Source organism: Coleofasciculus sp. D1-CHI-01 (assembly GCF_040218875.1).
GTDB lineage: Bacteria > Cyanobacteriota > Cyanobacteriia > Cyanobacteriales > Coleofasciculaceae > Coleofasciculus.
This window is the reverse complement of sequence record NZ_JAVJQP010000105.1, coordinates 1-21,572: the sequence shown is the minus strand read 5'-3', so window position 1 is coordinate 21,572 and position 21,572 is coordinate 1. Positions and strand designations below refer to the sequence as shown.

Here is a 21,572-nt window from a genome sequence, read left to right as displayed (position 1 = left end):
TGAGGCATTTGGACCGAAAATGATTCCAGCCGGATTCATTAAATATAAGTTAGGATTGCCGCCTGTGACCTGAATTAACCCGTTAATCACAGAGGCGTCACCACCGACGACGCGACTGAGGATATTATTTAAATCTGGATTGGCTAAAAAGTTGGCGACTTCTTCGGGATTTAAGCCAAACTGCCCGAAACTGTGGAAGAGGTTTTTGCCATCAGAAGACAGACTCCCACCGGAAATGTCGATGCGGTTCCCATCCGGTGTGACAATTGTCCCTGTACCGTCTGCTGGGGTTATCGATTGTGCCAGAACTAGGACTTCAGAGGAGGTGCAAAGGCTGAAAACCCAAAGCCAAAATCCGGTAACAGCGGCGGTTAAAAAATGTACTCTGTTCATGGCTGATTCATTAACCCAGCACAGGTTGGGTTTCAAGGGGACGTTTAATACTACTCGCTTCGTTGCCAGATCTATATCTTGGATCTAACACATCTGCCAAGCTGCGATCGCACTCACTCTTTTTAGGCTAATAATCCCACCCTACTGACATGACACAAAAATAGATTGGGTTCTCTGGACGCAAGGATGGTGCCCTCACGAGGTCTTCCCGTTGGGTGTTACACCACTCACTACAGTCTGGCATGGGGCAATTCACTTGGCTAGACAACCTAACTCACAATACTCACAATACACATTGATGGCATGATCACCGACTTTAATCAGATTCAACTCGCTCGTCAAGTCTAATTGAAAAAGATTAACAATTCTCAAATTAGTCAAGCGGTGATGTAACTTTATATTTAGTAATGAATAGCAATCGTTAATTGAGTTCGTTCTGGAAACAATTGATAAACTCAAGGGGCTTTCAAAAGCGGATTGGGTATCAGTCTCCATTTTCAAGCCACACCCTGACAGTCTCACAAGTATCACCCAGCAACGGGTTTGATACGTCAGGATTCGCTATCATCCAGATCATGGCTCTTTATCTGAAGAGAGTTTAACTTGGGCTATTTATGTTATATTTCTTTACAGATAGACCCGGACTGTCGCTTATATCAATGTGGTTGTGTCTATAAAAAGCCGAAACCAGCTTGATTTGCGCTCAAGCGATCGCAAACCGAAGCAATGGGATACCATCATTGCTGAAAGCGTAACTATGGAATATAAATCCGGCAATCAGCGCTATCAAGTACTCAAAGGGATTGACTGGCAAATTCAGCGCGGTAATATTCAAATCCTCATGGGACCATCAGGTTCGGGGAAAACGACGTTCCTCTCTATTCTGGCGGGACTACTGACGCCTTCATTAGGCAAGGTTTACCTACTGGGAGAAGAGATCACCAAAATGTCCAGCGCCAAGCTAGCCCGCTTTCGGCGAAACAATATTGGCTTTATTTTCCAGCATTTTAACCTGTTTCCGGCGCTAACGGCAGCCGAGAATATAGAAGTTGTGCTGAATATTAAAGGGATTCGGGGGACTAAAGCGCGATATCAGGCACAGGAGTTGCTCGAACACGTTGGATTAGAGATGCACGCCAATCAACGCCCTGCTAACTTGTCGGGGGGACAGAAGCAACGAGTCGCGATCGCACGTTCCCTAGCAGGTCATCCTCAGATTATCATGGCAGATGAACCCACGGCTGCACTCGACTCAACCAGTGGACATCGGGTGATTGAATTATTGCGGCGGTTGGCAAAGGAAGAAGGGTGTACAGTACTGATGGTGACTCATGACCCTCGTATCCTGGATGTCGCTGACCGAGTAACCTATCTCGAAGATGGGATTGTGAAGACATCTGGCATAACTTGACGCACAATAGTCTTAAGGTGAATGGCAGGCTCTAGTCAGCCCTGAACTAAAGTTAGCCCTGAACTAAAGTTCGGGCTTAAAGCTTAAACCCGTTAAAACGGGTTCAATGACTGACTGAGTTAATCTCCAGTCAGCCCTGAACTAAATTACTCGAAGAGAAGCCGTTACTCTTCGAGAACGCTTCGCGAACGCATGCGTCTACGGGCTTAAAGCTTAAACCCATTAAAACGGGTTCAATGACTGACCGAGTCAGCTCAATTTTATTCCTAGTTCGTAGTGGCGCTGTATTCGTCCTAAACGCTCACATCGCTGACTACAAACCTTGAAACAGGTTAGTCCATTTTAATGGACTTAAGCTTTTAGCCAAGAACTTGAGTTCTTGGCTAATGTTAACGCTGTACCCTTTAACACACCCTAAGTAAAATTTATGCGGTATTTGATTACAAGTGCGTTACCCTATATCAATGGGATTAAACACCTGGGAAATTTAGTCGGTTCCATGCTTCCGGCTGATGTCTATAGCCGTTTCCTGCGACAGGAAGGTGAGTCGGTTCTGTTTATATGTGCCACAGATGAACATGGTACACCAGCGGAATTAGCCGCATTAGAAGCCGGATTAGATGTCGCCACCTATTGTCAAAAACAACACGAACGGCAAGCCGAAATCTATCGAGGGTTTGGACTGTCTTTCGACTATTTTGGTCGTACTTCCTCGCCAGATCATCACGAATTAACCCAGCATTTCTATCAACGTCTTGATGAAAATGGCTTCATGGAGGAACGGGAAATTCGTCAGGTTTACTCTCATGAAGATAGTCGTTTTTTACCAGACCGATATATTATTGGCACTTGTCCCCATTGCGGATACGATCGCGCTAGGGGAGATCAGTGTGAGAATTGTACCTCGGTATTAGATCCCACGGATTTGATAGAACCCCGTTCGGCGGTTTCCGGCAGTACAAATCTAGAAGTCCGCACCACTAAACATTTATTCTTGAAGCTGACTACCCTTAGTGATGAAGTACGTTCCTGGGTGGATAATCAGCAAAAATGGACAACGTTGACCAAATCCATTGCCCTGAAATGGTTAAATGAAGGATTACAAGACCGTTGTATTACCCGTGATTTAAATTGGGGTGTGCCTGTACCTCGTCCGGGATTTGAGGGGAAAGTATTTTATGTCTGGTTTGATGCTCCCATTGGCTATATTTCTGCTACAAAAGGATGGGCAAATCAACAGACTGAACCGGAGGCTTGGAAACCGTTGTGGTATGATGCCCAAGATATTCGCCATGTTCAATTCATGGCAAAAGATAATTTGCCCTTCCATACAATTATGTGGCCCGCGATGATTCTGGGAACGCGGGAACCTTGGACAATGGCGGATGATATTAAGGGCTTTAATTGGTTAACTTATTATGGCGGTAAATTCTCCACCAGTTCTAAACGTGGGATATTTTCGGATCAAGCCTTAGAGATTGTACCCGCTGATTACTGGCGCTATGCTTTAATTGCCATGTCTCCAGAATCGGCTGATTCGGCGTTTACCTGGGAGTTATTTCAAATTAAGATAAACAAGGACTTGGCAGACAATCTGGGTAATTTTGTTAACCGGATACTCAAATTTGCCAATAGTCGATTTAAAGGAGTAATTCCAGAAGGAGGAACGCCGGGAGAGGCGGAACAACGGTTGCAGGAAAGTTGTGAAAGTTTGACAACGAAACTGAGTAATTGCCTACAAAATCTGGAGTTTCGCAAAGCGGCTGAAACCTTATGTGCGCTGTGGACAGTGGGGAATCAATATATTGACGAACGCGCACCTTGGGCGCTGTTTAAGCAAAATAAGGAAGAAGCGGCGTTGGTGATTCGCACTTGTATTAATCTGATTCGGCTGTATGCGATCGCGTCGAATCCGTTTATTCCGTTTACGGCGGAGAAACTCTTTGATGCGTTGCAGTTATCGGAAACAGAGAGAACGCAAAGGTTAACTCAGGCGGTGGATTTTAATGCCTTGGTAGCGGGTCGTTCTTTTGAGGTTCCGCCTCCTCTATTTCGCAAGTTAGAGGATACAGAAATAGCCGAATTGCGCCAACAATTTGGAGGCGAATAATTCAGAGTGAGACGTGTAATAAGCTGTTATGCATTTAAATTGGGTATTAGTAGCGAGCAAGATGCAAAGCCTGCGGCATGGCTTCGCTAAACGCACTACAAGGATTTCACCATTATTGACATTAAGGTTTAAATGCCGAACAGCTTAGCACGTCTGGAATATGGGGAAGCATCATTTGGCTTCCCCGTGCAAAAAAAGTGAAGAGGGGGATCTAAAAAGGAGGAATTTAACGGTAACAGGGTGTGTTAATACAGGCGTTACCGCTGTAACGAAACACTATAAGATAAAATAAATCTCACTATTATGAGGCAATTAAACTCTCATCAAACGAACCAAGATGCAGATTAAATATACCCTTTCTGAAGACAAAATGCCCAAAGCTTGGTACAACATCCAAGCCGATTTACCCACACCCGTACCCGGCGTTCTTAATCCCGCCACAAATCAACCGATTACGCCGACTGACTTGGAACCTCTGTTCCCGATGGCATTAATTCAACAAGAAGTTAGCACCGAACCGGAAATCGAAATTCCGGAGGCTGTACAATCAATTTATCGTCAGTGGCGCCCGACTCCACTTTATCGCGCCAGACGCTTAGAGAAACATCTGGATACACCAGCTAAAATCTATTACAAATATGAAGGAGTGAGTCCAGCCGGAAGTCATAAACCTAACACGGCTGTTGCTCAAGCCTACTATAACAAAGAGGCGGGAATCAAATGGTTAACCACAGAAACTGGGGCGGGACAATGGGGTTCAGCTTTAGCCTTTGCGGGGGCATTATTTGACCTAGAGGTTGTGGTTTACATGGTAAAAGTTAGCGCCGAACAAAAGCCCTATCGCCGCGCTTTAATGGAAACGTATGGTGCAAAAGTTATCCCTAGTCCTAGTGATGAAACTCACGCGGGACGCGCAATTCTGGCAGATAATCCCCAGAGTACAGGCAGTTTAGGGATTGCGATCGGTGAAGCGGTGGAGGTAGCGTTAGGGAATAAAACCACCAACTATGCTTTGGGTAGTGTGCTGAATCATGTTCTCTTGCATCAAACCGTGATTGGTTTAGAAGCCCAAGCCCAATTAGACATGGCGGGAGATTATCCTGATATCATTGTCGCTTGTACAGGTGGGGGAAGCAACTTTGCTGGAATTGCTTTTCCCTTTCTCGGTGCCAAGTTACGGGGGGAACAGAAAACGACTCGATTTGTCGCCGTATAACCTACTGCTTGTCCGACATTAACCAAAGGAAAATATGCCTATGGTTTTGGTGATACGGCACATCTAACTCCCTTAATTAAAATGCACACATTAGGCAGTTCCTTTGTGCCGCCAGGGATTCATGCAGGAGTATTACGCTATCACGGAATGAGTCCTCTCATCAGTCATTTAGTGCAGTTAGGGTTAATTGAAACCCGCGCCTATCCTCAATTAAATTGTTTTGCAGCCGGGGTAATGTTTACCCGTACTGAAGGGATTTTACCCGCACCGGAAGCCAATCACGCGGTTAAAGGGGCAATTGACGAAGCCTTTCGTTGTAAGGAAGAAGGGATTAGTCGCACGATTTTATTTAATTTATGTGGTCATGGTCATTTTGATATGCAATCCTATATCGATTATCACGCGGGACGATTGCAGGATAGCGAGTATAATGAACAGGAAATTGCTATGGCGTTAGCGGGGTTGCCTATTGTTTCTTAGGAATTACGGATAAAATCAAATCCACGTAGGGGCGCACCGACGTGCGCCCTTTATTTAATGACGTGCGCCCTAATTAAGGTATATTTACCCTGGAAAAACTGCTCAACCCCGTAGGGTGGGTTAGGCGGCATTTAATAGAAGCGAATAACCATTCAATTAAGTATCCAACCTAACCCACCGATGTTCGTAGTTTGTAGTAAGAGAACCTTAGCCTATCTTTGCTTAAATTACAACCCCTTGAACAAATTGAGTTTAAAAGCGCCATTGAATAAAGGGCGGGTTTTGTTGTTCAGTTATCGTTAAGCCACCCAATTGAGTCCCTAAACCCGCCCCTACAATAGATTGATATTTTTTACATTATTTCCATGAGATGGTGTTCATCCCTGCCAATTAAAAATGCCATTTCTTCCCGTTTGGTTTTCTCTTTGGGTAATCGATAATTCTCAAATCGTTCACTGTATCGGTCAAACCAGTCTTCTGATATAATTTCTTGTAGCCATTCAGGTGCAAGTTTAGCTATTTGATTCAGTGTGGCTCTTAGGGTTTCGCCAACTAATTCTAAACGATTAACTTGACGGATCGCCGCCACCACTTGGGTTGAGTCTGTACGTTGTTTACCACGAGTCTTAATTAATTTATGTTCAAAAAAGTGAGATACCATCACATCCAGCAACTTATTTGATGCTTCATGTATACATTTCCTTTGGGGAAAGATGCACGCGCTACTTTAACCGTAACTTGAGGTACTTCCCAATAGTTTTGTGGATGTAGTGTCATCGCCGCCGACCATCAACTCTTCAATCAACTCTTCAACTTTTTGTATTATCTTACAGCGCTTCGCGCTCTTATGGAGTAAACTATTAGCCCGCTATCCCTGAAACGGCTAGATTAATGTTGTACCTCATCGCAGAGGAAAGCGCTGTATTTATTGCTCTGAGCCCCCTTTGGCGTCTGACCCCCCCCATTACCCCCTAGAGGGCGCAAGCTGATGGGGTTCCTCTCAACGTGAACCATGAATGGACGTGAAGGAATAGAGCAGCACAGTGATGGGGGTGAGGGGTCTGACCCCTGATTCGCCAGCAGTATCAAGCTTGGGAGAGGGGCTGGGGGTGAGGGCTGGCGTGGGTGAGGGGCTTACACGGGCGCACGTCGGTGCGCCCCTACGATTTCCGGGCGTGTGAGATAAATCAATTAAATTAGGTAAGCTATTCGGCATTTAAACCTTAATGTCAATAATGACGAAATCCTTGTAGTGCGTTTAGCGAAGCCATGCCGCAGGCTTTGCATCTTGCTCGCTACTAAGTACCCAATTTAAATGCATGACAGCTTATCCCCCGCCACGACATCACCGACGATTAAACCAATCGACGCTATGTAAACGGTTTAGTTAAATGGGAACAATAGCGATCCTCAACAATTGTCGATCTAGAGGACATCTTTACCGATTTATGGTGCGAGGTTGGGGAAACCACCTCTTTTTCTGGATGAATCGTAATCTGCTTACACACTAATTGCTGACTTCCGGGACGCACAAACCCCCAGGTATACACTTGGGAATCAGGGGTTGTCGCTTGCGCGGGAGCTAGTCGGATTGTGGTTGATAATACTAGCCCTAAAATAAATAAAACGACAAGTACGGGTTTCCGCATTTATTTCTCTCAGTTAACTGAGTTCAAATTAATTTTGCTCTCTACTCTCTATTATAAGTAATCAAACAAAATTTAACTTCCTTTACAACCTAAAACGGCAAGAGATAAACTCTAATTTAATTTTTCTCCCATCTCCCCCATCTTTCTTCTCCAGCCTCCCCAGCTCCCCCAGCTCCCTCTGCTCCCTCTGCTCCCCCAGCTTCCCAACTTCATCCCTCATCCCTCATCGTCAAAAAAAATCCGTCATGCTGGAGGTGCGCCAGGGAACGGTTAAGATAGATTTGTGCGATCGCATCTTGGGGATTAATCCTCAAAACCTCTTCAAACCGCTGTTTCGCTTTGCTAAAAGCTTGCTTGGCGTAGAGGAACAACCCTTCTTCAAATATGGAGATAGTAGCTAACTTGCCCTCCTTAATCTTGAGCGGATCTCCATCAAACACTTCAAACACCGCTACCGCTTTTGACTTACCCTTAACCTTAACCTGCTCCACAAACCGGAGACTATACTCGGTTGGATTATGTAAACGAGTTAACGTCTGTCCCGAAATTAATAACGACACCTTATACTGTTTCGTTAGTCCCTCCAAACGAGCCGCTAAATTCACATCATCACTAATCACCGTACTATCTATTCGGTGTTTTCCCCCAACTGTACCCAGCATCAACGAGCCAGTATTAATGCCAATGCCAATTTTGATGGGGGTATACCCTGATTGCAGACGACATAGATTATACTCATACAACCGTTGAACCATGGCAATTCCGGCTTTAACCGCATCATCAGCAATCCCGCTAAAGAGTGCCATAATCGCATCGCCCATATATTTATCGATAAAGCCTTGATGTTCGATAATCGCTGGCTCCATCCGCTTTAAAAAGGCGTTAATAAATTTGAAATTCTCTTGGGGAGTCATCCGTTCCGAGAGGGTAGTGAAATCCCGAATATCTGAGAAAAGGACGGACATTTCCTGCTGAACTTGATCGCCTAATTCTACATCAACCACACTTTGCTTATTTAAAATCTGTAAGAATTGGCTGGGAACAAAGCGGGAAAAAGATTGATTCAGTTGGAACAGTTCATTCGTGAACTTGATTCGCTCCGCCTCCGCTTGTTTGCGAGAGGTAATATCTTCCACAAACCCCTGATAATAAAGTGGAGTTCCCGACGCATCATAAACAGTACGGGCGTTCTCACTAATCCAGATAATTGTGCCATCTTTGCGACAAATCATCGACTCAAACTCACACACAACACCATGCTGCTGCATCCGTGTCATGAATTCCGGACGCCGACGGGGGTCAACGTAGAGTTGATAGTGAATACTATTAATGATTGTTAGCAATTCTTCCGGGGAATCGTAGCCGTAAATTTGAGCTAAAGCGGGGTTAGCACTCAGATAACTCCCATCTAGCGCAATCTGAAAGATTCCTTCTTGGGCGTTTTCAAAGATAGAGCGATACTTTTGTTCTGCTTTCACCAGTGCAGCTTCAGCTTCTTTCCGCAAACGTAACTCATTATAGACATCGCTAATATCTCGACCTTCGATAATCAAAAACTCAATATTGCCATTGTCATTAATAATGGGTTTAATCGAAAAATCAATTGTTGCAATGCGTTGTTGTGCGCCTAAGATATCCACTTCATAACGGACAAACTTACCGCTAGCAGCTTGAGCAATGGCGGATTGTAACTGAGTTTGGGTTTCGCTGGAAATAGTCCACCAGTAACAGTCCCACAACGGTTTTCCTGCTACATCCTCTAAATGCAATTTCCCAAAATTAAGGGCAGTTTGGTTGACTTCTAGGACAATTCCGTCAACACTCAGCATTCCCGTAAACTGAAACGTTTGATTGAAAATCGCCCGAAATTTTAACTCACTAGCACTGAGGGATTTAATCGATTGTTGTAGGTCTCGATTTAAACATTTAAGTTTGGCGTTTTGTTCATCTAACTTTTTTGCTTGCATATAACTATTAACGGCTTCTTTTACCGTCAAACTCAAGTCTGACGCCTGCCAGGGCTTGGCGATATAACGATAGAGTTTGGCATACTTAATCGCATTGCCTACCGCTTCAATATTCGCTTGCCCAGTGAGCATAATTTTCAGCGTTTTCGGTGACAACTCATGGACACGCTTTAAGAGTTCATCTCCTTTCATCCCTGGCATGATATGGTCAGAGATAACCAAAAGAATCTCATAGTTCTCGTCTAAGAGTTCTGCAACTAACTCTAATGCTTCTTCTCCCGCTTCGGCAATTTCGATCAGGTAATTCTTGCCAATCGCTTCCTTAAGCTCAGCTTTTAGACTTCTGAGTACTGTTTTCTCATCATCGACACAAATAATTACCTGTTTAGTCATAGTAGATTGCCCGTAGGGTTACGCCGAAGTCACAAGGATTTTGGATGGGGTTGAAATCATCGGATTGAGTGAGTAATTTTCCAATCAGTACGTTAGAGTTGAGATAATCCTGATTTAATGGCTTCCACTAATTCCGCTTCTGACCAGGGTTTGTATAAGCAGTGATGCAGCTTTGCTTGCTGTTTCGCCCGTTCAATCGCCTGCTCATCTGCTTGACCTGTCAGCAGAATTTTAATGATCTGGGGAAATTTATGATGCACCTGAACTAGAAACTCATCCCCTTTCATTCCCGGCATCAACCAATCCGATACAATCAGAATAATACTGACATTTTCTTCCACAAGTTCATCTATTAATTCTAACGCTTCATCAGCCGCTTCTGCCAGTTCATAGGTATAAGCATCGCCAAAGGCTTCTTTGAGTTGAGTCTTAAGACTTTTGAGAACAACTTTTTCATCATCAACACACAAAATAACGGGTTTAGTCATTGGTTATTTGTCCTTTGTCCTTTGTCCTTTGTCCTTTGTCATTGGTCATTTGTCATTCGTCATTCGTTATTTGTACTATAAAGTCCGTTTAACATTTTTTAGTAACCTAAGTTAGAGAGCTTGTTGGGTTGAGCGATAGCGAAACCCAACCTACTTAAACTGCCTTCTCTAGACTAGACTTCCGCCGTCCGAAAAGGTAATGAAACTGTAAACGTAGTTTTACCTGGAATGGATTCAACATCAATTTTACCCTGATGCTTTTCAATAATCTTTTTCACAATATCGAGTCCTAATCCACTTCCTTCTCCGGCTGACTTGGTTGTAAAAAATGGCTGAAATATCTTCGCTTTAATTTCTAGAGGGATTCCCTTGCCACTATCGGTAATGCTAACGTTTATCTGTTGGTCTTGCTGCTTGACATCAAGGGTTAATGTTCCTTTATTATCCATTGCCTGTAACGCATTATGAATCAGATTCGTCCAGACTTGATTCAGTTCATCCGGATAACATAATATCGGTGGGAACTCGTCATAGTTGCGGATGACATTAATTCCATGTTTGAGTTGATTCTGATACAGGGTTAGCACGGTTTCAATACCTGCGGTTAGGTTTGCCAGAATCATTTCTCCCGATTCGTCATAACGGGAGTATGTTTTTAAGGCAAACACTACTTTAGAGGCTCGTTCAGTTGCTGTGTTGATGGTTTGAGTTCCCCGTTGTAATGCTGATAGTTTGTACGCTGTTTCTAATAGGTGCGAACTATCGGGGCGTTTCAGTAGAGGGAAAAACTCTTCAATATTTTCATAAATCCCCATATCAACCAAAGTATCCGCTAGGGTATCCGCATCCTGAATCTCTTCCGCCTCTAATTGGCGAACTAAGACTCGCCGCTGTTTGCGTTCTTCTTTCGCGGTTAAATCCGATTCGTTTTGGAGTGAACGTTGCAACATTTTCAGAAAATCTTGTCCTTTTTCTGGCGATAAGGATTGAAACAGGGTAGGTAATTGTTCCAGGGTTTGACTTAAAAACTTAGAAATATTTCCGGCGGAGGAACGAATCGCCCCCAAGGGTGTATTAATTTCATGGGCAATCCCAGCAATTAATTGTCCCAAGGCTGCCATCTTTTCGGATTGAATCAGTTCATCTTGGGTGGCTTTGAGAGAGTCGAGGGTATTTTTTAACTCTTGGGTGCGGGCGGCGACATTTTGTTCTAGAGTGTTATAAAGTCGGGCATTGTCGATCGCGATCGCGGCTTGTCCGGATAGGAGTTGTAAGACTTCTAACCTGTCTGGCGTAAAGGCGTCTGTAGCCAGGTTATTTTCCAGATAAACGATACCACTGAGTTGACCTTGATTCAGTAGCGGCGCACACAAAACTGATTGGGTTTGATGGGCTTGAATATAAGGATCATTGGTAAACTTGCCCATCTTCGCGGCATTGGTTGTAACCACGGTTTCTTGGGTATGAGTGACATAGTTAATCATTGAGAGTGGTAGGTGATTCGCCACGGGTAGAGATTGCAACACAGTGACATGATTTGTCTCCACATTCAGCGACGCCTCAATCACCCATTCTCCCGATTTATTTAAAATCAAAACTCCCGTTTGCGCCCCCGTATTTTCGATTAAAATTTTCATCAACGCCGCCAGTAACTTATTCAGTGCAATTTCACTACCAATGGCTTGAGATGCTTTCATCAGTGTGGCAAAATCTAACACCGAAGCCGACTGATTCCGCTGGGAAATACTACTCACCGTGGTGCGGGTGTCTGTGAGATAACTGATGGGAGACGATGGCGCAAAAAGCTGGGGATACTCGGCTTCTAAATCCTTCACCTTCGCCGTCGCCCCCCAGCGCGTGTAAGCGTAATGTGCCTCTTTAAGATAGGTATGGGCAACCTTGTCCATCCCCCGATGCTGATAAAATAGGGCGGCTAAATTGTAAGCTAAGGCTTCCTCCTGAATATAGCCATTCTCCCTCGCCCCATTAATCGCTTGTTCATACAACTCCATCGCTGTCACCACTTCCCCCAAAACCAGCGCTTTTTCGGCGGCGACTAAATCCAGTTTATGCTGCTGATTCATTGCACCGTGGTTTGCCCAGATCTGCATTTTTTCTTGATTAGCATTAACCCGGCTAATCAACGCCTGTTTATCAGTTGGTGTCGCCTCAGGTACGAGGGCGAGATGGGCAAGAGAATCATAAAAATAGAATATTGGAATCACGATCATCGCCGTAACTCCATTTAAATACAGTTCCGCTAACCCTGCATTTTCTACTGCTTGCTTAACCTCACCAAAGAGATAACAGAGAATCAGCTTATTTAAATAGAATAAATGCAGTTCTGTTCGGTCATTCGCCGCCAGCGCCCGGGGTAAGCATGTTTCTTCATTGTACACCTTCCCCGTTAACTGGGTGGGATTTTCTCCTTGATCCCGTAAATTCTGCACCGCCTGTAAAAAAATCGCCGTCCAATTAAATGGACTTTCCCGGCGAATTTGTCGCACCGCCTGATTATAAATGGTGATTTCTTGTTCCACCTGCGTTAGTTCTACCCCACTAAAATAGAGATGATCGCAGGTATAAAAAGCACAATACCCGGCAAATTCAAAATCCCCCGTTTCCACGCCACTGTGATAGCCCTCAATTAAAATAGGGAGGGTTTGACTAAAATGTTCTTTCCAATGCAAGATATGAGCGCCAAGCACCTCAAATACCTTACATTTAACTTGCTGGGCATTAAACCGATTCACTAAACTCAGTGCCAATTTCCCAAATTGATATCCCGCCTCAAAATTGTGCTGACGATCTAATAAAATAAATCCATAACAGGCATAGCCAAATGCCGACAATGGCGCGTTCCCATACTTGACTGATAACTGAACCATTGATGAGGCAATCAGGACAAAAAGATCCGGTGCGGCAATATAGGCGGCGGCAATTAAATTGGAGAGAATTAGCACAGCAGCTAGGGGTTCAGGGGCAGTCATTTCCGGTAGGTTAATTAAGTCTTCAATCTCATGTCCTACCAATAGTGTAGCCGTTTCATCTAGTCCATTTTGCCACTCTGCCGTGCTGGGTTCTTCGGGTAAACGGATTCCCAATAAATTCAGCACTTGCAGTCCAAGATGAATCGCTTCTTGGAGATTATTTTGCGACGCGATCGCTTGAATTTTGACTTCATACACATTAACTTTTTCCAGCACAGTTTTAGCATGGGCGAAAAGAGTTTCAGTCAATTCCTCCATCACCGTAAACTTGCCACCTAAATAGGCAGCTTGGGCAGCTTCTTCATACAAGGCTAAAGTTAAGTCATAGTCCCATTGCCAACTGTCTGAACCTAGAAGTTCTCGTCCCACCGTTAAATAGTTTAGCGCCGCACCATAAGCGGCTGATCCTTTGGCTTTTTGACCCGCGATTAAATTCAACTGGGCGATTTGATGGCATTCAGCTTGACTAATTTCTCCTGATGTGTAATCACAGGTATCACCAATCCCTTGATTCAGATAATCAACGATTGCAAATATTTTCTCCGCTAAGGTTTCCGAATCCGTACTTTGCAAAAGTAGGCGACCAATTTGTAAGTGAACCGCTTTCTTTTGGCACTCATCAATTAAAGCATACGCCGCTTGTTGTACTCGGTCATGCAGGAATTTATACTCGTGAACCAGCAAGTCTGAATTGAGTTCAGATAGGGGGACGATTAATTCCGATTGAACCGCTGTGACTAAGTTCGAGAAAATCACATCCTCCGATTTTTCACAGACAATTGCTAGTGTCGATAAGTTGAAATTAGCACCGATACAGGCAGCTAACTGTAAGATATGCTGGGTTGAATCCGGCAGCTTTTTTAACCGATTCGTCATCAACTCGACGACGTTATCGGTAATATTTTTCTCCTTAATTTTATTAATATCCCACTGCCATTGATGATTTTGCAGATTGAAAGTGATCAAGTTTTCAGTATAGAGATTCCTTAAAAACTGATTCACGAAAAATGGATTACCTGCCGTTTTGCTCATCACCAGTTCGGCTAAATGCTGGGCAGATTCTTGTGGGGATTTTAAGGTGTCACAAATAATTTGGCTAATATGGTCTAATTTTAAAGGGGATAAGGTAATACAGTTAACCGTCGCGCCTTGTTTTTGTAATCCATCTACTGTCATCATTAACGGATGAGTAGAGTTGACTTCATTATCCCGATAGGCACCGATTAAAAATAGATAATGGATCTCGCTATCGGTCATAATCAGTTGAATTAACTTCAGCGTCGCCAAATCTACCCACTGCAAATCATCGAGAAACATCACTAAGGGATGTTCGGGTGAGCAAAATGCCCGCATGAACTTGCGAAAGACAATATTAAACCGATTTTGGGCTTCTTGTGACCCTAATTCTGGCACCGCAGGCTGTTGACCGACAATTCGTTCTACTTCCGGGATAACATCAATAATCACTTGAGCATTTGCCCCCAAAGCGACTAATAATTTTTCTCGCCATTGATTGAGTTGGGCTTCGCTTTCGGTTAAAATCTGCTCCACCAATTCCTTAAAGGCGTTGACAATCGCCGAGTAGGGAACGTTGCGTTGAAACTGGTCAAATTTACCGGAGATAAAGTAGCCGCGTAATCGTGTATTGGGTTTATGAATTTCGGCGACTAAACAGGATTTACCAATCCCAGAATACCCTGCCACCAGCATCATCTCGATGGAGAGATGAGACGTGGGAAGTGAAGCATCGACGGAAGTATCTGCCGATTTTTGAAGTTCCTGATCCTCTCGATTCGCCACCTGATCAAAGGCGGCGAGTAAGGTGTCCACTTCTGCCTCTCGTCCATAGAGTTTTTGGGGAATTTGGAAGTGTTCGGAAATATCTTGAGAACCCAGCGAAAAGTCTTCAATTGTTCCAGTTTCTGCTAATTTTCTCTGACAGTTTTGCAAATCAGCCACAATTCCCCAAGCACTTTGATACCGTTCTTCAGCGGTTTTTGCCATCAGTTTCATGACAATATTAGAAACGGTTTGCGGAATGGGTTTCAGAGGTTTTACTGAAACGTTTCTAGGCGATTTTTTCTGCACAAGATGAGGCGGTGTCGGGACTTTGGCAATATGACAATGGACTAATTCTATGGCATCTTTTGTCTCAAAGGGCAGCTTTCCGGTTAGGAGTTCATAGAAGGTGACACCTAGGGAATAAAAGTCGGTGCGATAGTCGAGAGAACGATTCATTCGTCCCGTTTGTTCGGGGGAAATATAGGCTAATGTTCCTTCTAAGACATGAGGATTTTTGAGGGCGGGATTTTCGCGGGTAAGCTGGGTGGAGATGCCAAAGTCAATGATTTTGAGTTGTCCGGTTTCGGGGTTGAAGACAATATTGCTGGGGTTAATATCTTTGTGAATAACATCAACGGCGTGAATCTGGGCGAGAATTTCGGCTATCTTGATGGCAATGTTGAGAAAGTCCTGTAGAGGTAGAGATGAGGAGAGTTTTGTTGGCTGACTCATCCACTGCTTTAAGGATTCACCGCCAAAATCCTCTAATATTATCACTAAGGTTCTCTGATAAGGTTGGATCTTATACGCCTTAACTACGCTATCAATCGTCAGATTGTGCGTAATTTCATACTCTTGTCGATATCGAGTTAACTCTTGTGGAGTGGGATAGTCTTGTTTAAGAAGTTTGAGAATCACGGGTTGGTGTTCCCCTTCCTGAATACCGCGATAAACTAAGGTATTGGCACTTTCGTAGAGTTGAGACAAAATGCGGTAGTTAGCAATTTTTAAGATGGTGTTATTCGTCATACGTTGTCGGACGGGGAAATTCCGATAAGAGCGTTTACAAAAACAAGATAATGTGGTAGTGATCGAGCCATCGCCCCATAAATTTAGCCGTCGAACCGAAAAATCTGGGCGCGAATGGGATTCTATGAGTTTTCCTTGGGAGTAGGCAAACGCCCCTGCTATTCACCAACTCTGGTTAATGACACCCGAAAATGAAGCCTTCTATTTGGCATAGCAAATAGGGGCTATAGAGAGCGATCGCGAAACCCACCTGGCAAAGGCAACGGTAAATGACACCCGAAAATGAAGCGTTAGCGTTGCTTACCTTTATTTAAGACAGTTTTATGTAATTATACTCTATAAAAACTTATTAGATGCTTAAATCAAGCTTAATTTAATTTTTTTATGTCATACATTTATATGACTTGTAATACAGCCCAGTAATAAATCGAAACCATTGTGATAAGTAGGTTGGTGGAAATAAACTCAACCTTATTAAGTTATGTAAATACCCCTCAAACTCTTACTTTTTCCTGTTCCCTGTTCCCTGTTTCCTGTTCCCTACTCTCAACCGTTAACTTTAACTGTCCCTACCTACTTAAACTGAATGTGGATAACCAATTTGCACCGTTTTCTCACAGGTACAACGAAGGCTTACTTTAGGGTTTGGTTGACGCTGAGTCTACTAATTGCCACACTTTACGGCACGTTAGCCCTTCAACCCGCCTTCAGCAGCGAATACGTGGTGCAGGATGATGCGCGACAACACGTCTTCTGGATGCGGCGATTTTTAGATCCAGAGTTATTTCCGAATGATATCATTGCCGATTATTTCCAATCGGTTGCACCGTTAGGATATCGCGCCCTGTACCATTTCATGGCAGAAATTGGGATTGATCCGATTGTTTTGAGTAAAGTTTTGCCTGTGGTTTTGGGATTAGTTACCACAGGTTACTGTTTTGGCGTGGCGGTGCAATTGTTACCGATACCTTTGACTGGATTTATCGCCTCTGTACTGCTGAATCAAAATCTGTGGATGCAGGATGGGTTGATATCGGGAACACCCAAGGCGTTTATTTATCCTATCCTGTTGGCGTTTTTGTATTATGGGATGCGCCAGTCACTAATAGGCACAGGAATCGCGCTCGCGCTGTTAGGATTATTCTATCCCTCATTAGTGCTAGTCTGCGCGGCGTTTCTAATTTTGCAGTTGTGGCGGTTTAACCGAAAAGTCCCCTATCTGTCTCAAACTCGCCGCGATTATGTATTCTGTTTCACGGGTTTGGCGGTGGCGTTTGCCGTGTTATTACCCTACACAATTAGTCTGTCAGAATTTGCCCCAGTGATCACGGCTGCACAAGCCCAAGGTTTACCCGATTTCTTATCTCAAGGGCGAACCCGCTTTTTTGTCAATGACGCTTGGTCATTCTGGTTTAATGGACGCAGTGGTATCCGCATTGATACCGCCTTAGCGCCGCCTCTGAGTTATTTGGGCTTGCTATTACCTATTATGTTATGCTTTCCCTCTCGTTTTCCCCTCACCAAGCAGATAACTGGAAAGATGGGAGTCTTAATCAAGTTCTTAGTCGCGTCAGCTATTTTATTTTTAGCCGCCCATGTTCTGCTGTTCAAACTACACCTACCCAGCCGTTATACTCAGCATAGCCTGCGGATTGCGATCGCGCTGGCGGCGGCAATCGTTATTACCCTAATCCTAGACGCGGTTTTCGCGTGTAGAGACGTGCCATGGCGCATCTCTACGATCAAACTGGGATCAGTTTTGGCATTGGGTTTAACCAGTTTAATCGGAATTACCTTAATCGGATATCCTCACTTGGTTCTGAATACGTTTCCCTGGACGGCTTATATTGGTGGCAATGTGCCGACGTTATATGAGTTTTTTCAACAGCAACCCAAAGACAGTAAAATTGCCTCATTAGTGGAAGAAGCCAATAATTTACCCACGTTTGCCCAACGATCAATTTTAGTTGGTCGTGAATATGCGATCCCTTATCATTGGGGCTATTATCGCCAATTTCGCCAGCGGATGTCGGATTTAATTGAAGCACAATATAGTCCAGATTTGGCGATTGTCCAGGAGTTTATCCAAAAATACGAGATTGATTTTTTGCTGCTACCGACTACACCGTTAACCGCCGAATCGATTGTGAATGATTCTTGGTTGATGCAGTACCAACCTGCGGCAAATCAAGCCATCGCTCAACTTGAAGCAGGGAAACAACCCATTTTGCCATCGTTGAGCAGCGATTGTGCGGTTTGGGAAACGCCAGGATTGATGGTTCTAGAGGCAGAGTGTATCCGAAAACCAAAACGTGATCGCTAAACGATTAAGATTTACGTTTATAACAATAGTATTCAACTCAAAACTCCGCAATTCAGCGTGAAAACTGACACTATCTTTTATAACCTGTTTCTCGAATTTCCAGCCATTTTATTTGAACTCATCGATTCTTCGCCCGAAGAAGCCGCGAGGAGATTGAAGCAATGTTCAGCTTAAGTGAACTCAAGCAGACTAAAGTTTATCAAGAAGCCTTAGAAGAAGGTGAGCAGATAGGTGAGTACCGGGGTGAACTGAAAGCCAAGTTAGCCGCGATACCGCGCATGATAGAATTTGGCTTAAGTTTGTCGCAAATCGCCCAGTTGCAAGATTTACCGCTAGAGGTTGTGCAACAGACAGAAGGGTTATTTCAGCAACAAAAGGTTGCCGCTTTTATCGAACTCTTAACTAATCAGCCTGACCTGTTTTCAGCCCAAGATTTGGCACAGTTAAAGCAGTGGGTTGCACCTGTACCGGATCAGATTGAAGATTTATCCGAGGCGATCGCACAATGGTGTAATCAGGAATCACATGCCATCCAGCGTCAGGCTTGGCGTCAAGTCCTCTCTGATTTATGGCAAGCTACCGTTGAAACCATCTTGAAAACTTACCCCGATACCCTGAACATCCCTTCCTCTCTTCTCACCAAACAAATGTTGCAACAGGGGATTGAAGGGAGATAATTTCCAACTCAACCCTCAAAAACCGCTATACTAGAACGTTAAGCGGAGTCGTTATGAGTTTATTTATATGCCTAACCCTACCGTAGAAAATCTGGTGATTATCGGTTCGGGTCCTGCCGGTTACACAGCTGCCATTTACGCCGCCCGTGCTAATCTTAAACCCGTGATGTTTGAAGGCTTCCAAGCGGGAGGACTTCCTGGCGGTCAGCTAATGACCACCACTGACGTAGAGAACTTTCCCGGTTTCCCCGAAGGGATCACAGGTCCGCAACTGATGGCACGGATGAAAGCCCAAGCCGAACGCTGGGGAACGGAGTGCTACACCGAGGATGTCACGTCTGTGGATTTGAGTCGGCGTCCTTTCATTATCCGTTCTGACGAACGAGAAGTCCAAGCCCACAGTATTGTAATTGCCACCGGTGCTACCGCCAAACGTTTAGGACTCCCCAGTGAAAACCAATTCTGGAGTCATGGGATCTCCGCCTGTGCGATTTGCGATGGTGCGACCCCCATTTTTCATGGTCAATCCCTAGCCGTGGTAGGTGGGGGTGACTCAGCCGCTGAAGAAGCTGTATATTTAACCAAATATGGGGATCATGTGCATCTATTGGTGCGCCGTGACCAACTGCGGGCATCGAAAACCATGCAAGATCGAGTGTTAAATAACCCCAATATCACCGTTCACTGGAATACGCAGGCGGTGGATGTGTTTGGCGAAAATGGTCGGATGAGTGGAGTCAAACTCCGCAACACCCAAATGGGCGAGGAGAGCGACTTACAGGTTAAGGGATTATTTTACGCGATCGGTCATACTCCCAACACCTCCCTGTTCCAAGGACAGCTCGACCTAGATGACGTGGGCTATGTTATTACCAAACCGGGTTCGGTTGAAACCAGTGTAGAAGGGGTTTATGCAGCAGGTGATGTGCAAGACCATGAATTTCGCCAAGCGGTTACGGCGGCGGGAACGGGTTGTATGGCTGCCATGTTAGCTGAACGCTGGTTGTCTGCTAATAACCTGATTCAGGAATATCACCAGCAACCCGAATCTGAACCACCAACCCAGACGGCGGACGAGAAACCGACAGCAGACACAGAAGCAACCTTTAATATTAACAAGACACGGCATGTTGGCGGTTATGCCCTACGCAAACTCTTCCACGAGAGCGATCGCCTGATTATGGTTAAGTATGTGTCACCCAACTGTGGTCCTTGCCATACCCTGAAGCCAATTTTAAATAAAGTGGTGGATGAATATGAGGGCAAAATTCACTTTGTCGAGGTCGATATTGAAGCGGAACCCGAAATCGCTGAAAATGCGATGGTTACTGGAACACCCACGGTACAATTTTTCAAAGACAAAGAAATTGTGGATCAACTTAAGGGTTTAAAACAAAAAAGCGAATACCGTCAGATGATTGAGAAGTACCTACCTGCCAAAGTTTCAGCAGCTAGATAAGTGGCAGGACTTATGCACCAACACTAAATATAGTCGGGACACAATCCTATCCATCGGGTCAACTTAAAAACCTACGGTGAGGCAGGGTAAGCAACAGTCGCGTTATCGTGTGAGTAAATGAACTACCCCTGAGTTTGACGAACTCATAAGTTGGTACTCAGGGTTTGATAGAGATGAGTGCTATGACTGAATCCGTCCTTCATCAACATACGATTGAGTCCCCTGATCGCAACCAAGCCCGGGATCGGACCCGCCGCCTGGTTTGGAAAATCGCGATCGCTACGTTGCTGTTGATGGCAGTAGGGAGTGCGACGCGGGTGATGAATGCTGGACTCGCTTGTCCGGATTGGCCCCTGTGCTATGGACAGTGGGTGCCAAGTCAGCAGATGAATTTACAAGTCTTTTTGGAATGGTTCCATCGCCTCGATGCGGCATTAATTGGCGTCAGTACAATCGCCCTAATGGGTTTGTCGTGGTGGGATCGCCGTTTTTTACCCAAGTGGCTGCCTTGGGCGGCAACGTTTGCCTTGGGTTTAATTGTGTTTCAAGGCGTCTTGGGTGGCTTAACGGTGACCGAACTGTTACGGTTTGATATTGTGACGGCTCACTTGGGTACAGCCTTGTTGTTTTTCTCAACCTTACTGATTATTGGTACTGCCCTGATGCCTTACAAGGGTACAGGAGCAGTTGGACGCTTACCCTGGCTGGGTTTGACGGCAGCTATTCTGGTTTACTTACAAAGCGTGTTGGGAGGGTTGGTGGCGTCCCGTTGGGCATTACATCAATGCTTTGGCGCATCTCAACTTTGCACGGTGATGAATAGTCATATTGCGGGTGTAGTCCCAGCTACGTTAGTCACTTTAACCCTAGTTATTTTGGCATGGCGCACACCTGCCCTCCATCCCCTGTTGCGACAGTTGGCAAATCTGGCAGGTGGATTAGTAATTTTACAGATTATTCTGGGAGTGGCGACGTTCCGGTTACACCTACAGGTGGAACCCCTAACCGTGTCTCATCAAGCTGTAGGCGCTGCATTACTGGGAGATTTGATTGTCTTTACCGTTTTGGCATTACGCGATCGCACCACTGGGTTAGCGGTAGAAAAAGTAGGTGGGGATAATTAAAGTGAATGGTGGGGATTGTCATTTGTCATTTGTCATTCGTCATTTGTCATTTGTTATTTGTGATAATTGAACGGTTAGGTC

13 protein-coding genes and 1 pseudogene are annotated in these 21,572 nt (G+C 44.7%); 8 read left to right on the top strand and 6 right to left on the bottom strand.

Features of this window, described 5'->3' with window-relative positions; genetic code table 11:
* A partial coding sequence (locus RIB93_RS19180) for a two-partner secretion domain-containing protein (protein ID WP_446374590.1) occupies nucleotides 1–393 on the bottom strand: 393 nt, incomplete at its 3' end.
* Between the two features lie 697 nt (nucleotides 394–1,090).
* Here RIB93_RS19180 and RIB93_RS19175 point away from each other — a divergent pair.
* The 3 genes and pseudogenes from RIB93_RS19175 (at nucleotide 1,091) to RIB93_RS19165 (ending at nucleotide 5,610) form a co-directional block, all read left to right on the top strand.
* A complete protein-coding gene (locus tag RIB93_RS19175; RefSeq protein WP_446374592.1) occupies nucleotides 1,091–1,804 on the top strand; it encodes an ABC transporter ATP-binding protein in 714 nt (237 codons plus the stop codon).
* 427 nt (nucleotides 1,805–2,231) lie between these two features.
* On the top strand, nucleotides 2,232–3,914 hold the full coding sequence (metG, locus tag RIB93_RS19170; protein ID WP_446374589.1) for a methionine--tRNA ligase: 1,683 nt from the start codon (nucleotides 2,232–2,234) through the stop codon (nucleotides 3,912–3,914).
* Nucleotides 3,915–4,251: 337 nt separating this feature from the next.
* Nucleotides 4,252–5,610, top strand: a pseudogene (locus RIB93_RS19165) (TrpB-like pyridoxal phosphate-dependent enzyme).
* A gap of 352 nt (nucleotides 5,611–5,962) precedes the next feature.
* Here RIB93_RS19165 and RIB93_RS19160 read toward each other — a convergent pair.
* The 5 genes from RIB93_RS19160 to RIB93_RS19140 all read right to left on the bottom strand — a co-directional run bounded on the left by RIB93_RS19160 (nucleotide 5,963) and on the right by RIB93_RS19140 (nucleotide 15,908).
* A complete protein-coding gene (locus RIB93_RS19160) occupies nucleotides 5,963–6,271 on the bottom strand; it encodes a hypothetical protein (protein ID WP_446374587.1) in 309 nt (102 codons plus the stop codon).
* Between the two features lie 709 nt (nucleotides 6,272–6,980).
* The gene (locus RIB93_RS19155; RefSeq protein WP_446374585.1) at nucleotides 6,981–7,259 is read right to left on the bottom strand and encodes a hypothetical protein; all 279 of its coding nucleotides are present in this window, start codon (nucleotides 7,257–7,259) and stop codon (nucleotides 6,981–6,983) included.
* 209 nt (nucleotides 7,260–7,468) lie between these two features.
* Nucleotides 7,469–9,619, bottom strand: a complete 2,151-nt coding sequence (locus RIB93_RS19150) for a PAS domain S-box protein (RefSeq protein ID WP_446374583.1) — start codon at nucleotides 9,617–9,619, stop codon at nucleotides 7,469–7,471.
* 92 nt (nucleotides 9,620–9,711) lie between these two features.
* Nucleotides 9,712–10,107: a response regulator gene (locus RIB93_RS19145; protein ID WP_446374581.1), complete on the bottom strand. Its 396-nt coding sequence runs from the start codon at nucleotides 10,105–10,107 to the stop codon at nucleotides 9,712–9,714.
* 173 nt (nucleotides 10,108–10,280) lie between these two features.
* Nucleotides 10,281–15,908: a trifunctional serine/threonine-protein kinase/ATP-binding protein/sensor histidine kinase gene (locus RIB93_RS19140; protein ID WP_446374579.1), complete on the bottom strand. Its 5,628-nt coding sequence runs from the start codon at nucleotides 15,906–15,908 to the stop codon at nucleotides 10,281–10,283.
* 586 nt (nucleotides 15,909–16,494) lie between these two features.
* Between RIB93_RS19140 and RIB93_RS19135 the strand changes: the two genes are divergently transcribed.
* The 5 genes from RIB93_RS19135 (at nucleotide 16,495) to RIB93_RS19115 (ending at nucleotide 21,491) form a co-directional block, all read left to right on the top strand.
* A complete protein-coding gene (locus RIB93_RS19135) occupies nucleotides 16,495–18,231 on the top strand; it encodes a hypothetical protein (protein ID WP_446374577.1) in 1,737 nt (578 codons plus the stop codon).
* A gap of 57 nt (nucleotides 18,232–18,288) precedes the next feature.
* Nucleotides 18,289–18,405 carry a DUF2887 domain-containing protein gene (locus RIB93_RS19130; RefSeq protein ID WP_446374575.1) on the top strand — a complete coding sequence of 39 codons (117 nt, stop codon included), beginning with the start codon at nucleotides 18,289–18,291 and terminating at the stop codon, nucleotides 18,403–18,405.
* Entirely contained in the window at nucleotides 18,393–18,908 is a 516-nt protein-coding gene (locus RIB93_RS19125) for a hypothetical protein (RefSeq protein WP_446374573.1), read from the top strand. The genes RIB93_RS19130 and RIB93_RS19125 overlap by 13 nt, the downstream gene beginning before the upstream one ends.
* A gap of 67 nt (nucleotides 18,909–18,975) precedes the next feature.
* The gene (gene trxB, locus RIB93_RS19120; RefSeq protein ID WP_446374571.1) at nucleotides 18,976–20,367 is read left to right on the top strand and encodes a thioredoxin-disulfide reductase; all 1,392 of its coding nucleotides are present in this window, start codon (nucleotides 18,976–18,978) and stop codon (nucleotides 20,365–20,367) included.
* Between the two features lie 182 nt (nucleotides 20,368–20,549).
* A complete protein-coding gene (locus RIB93_RS19115; RefSeq protein ID WP_446374570.1) occupies nucleotides 20,550–21,491 on the top strand; it encodes a COX15/CtaA family protein in 942 nt (313 codons plus the stop codon).
* Nucleotides 21,492–21,572: the final 81 nt, after the last annotated feature.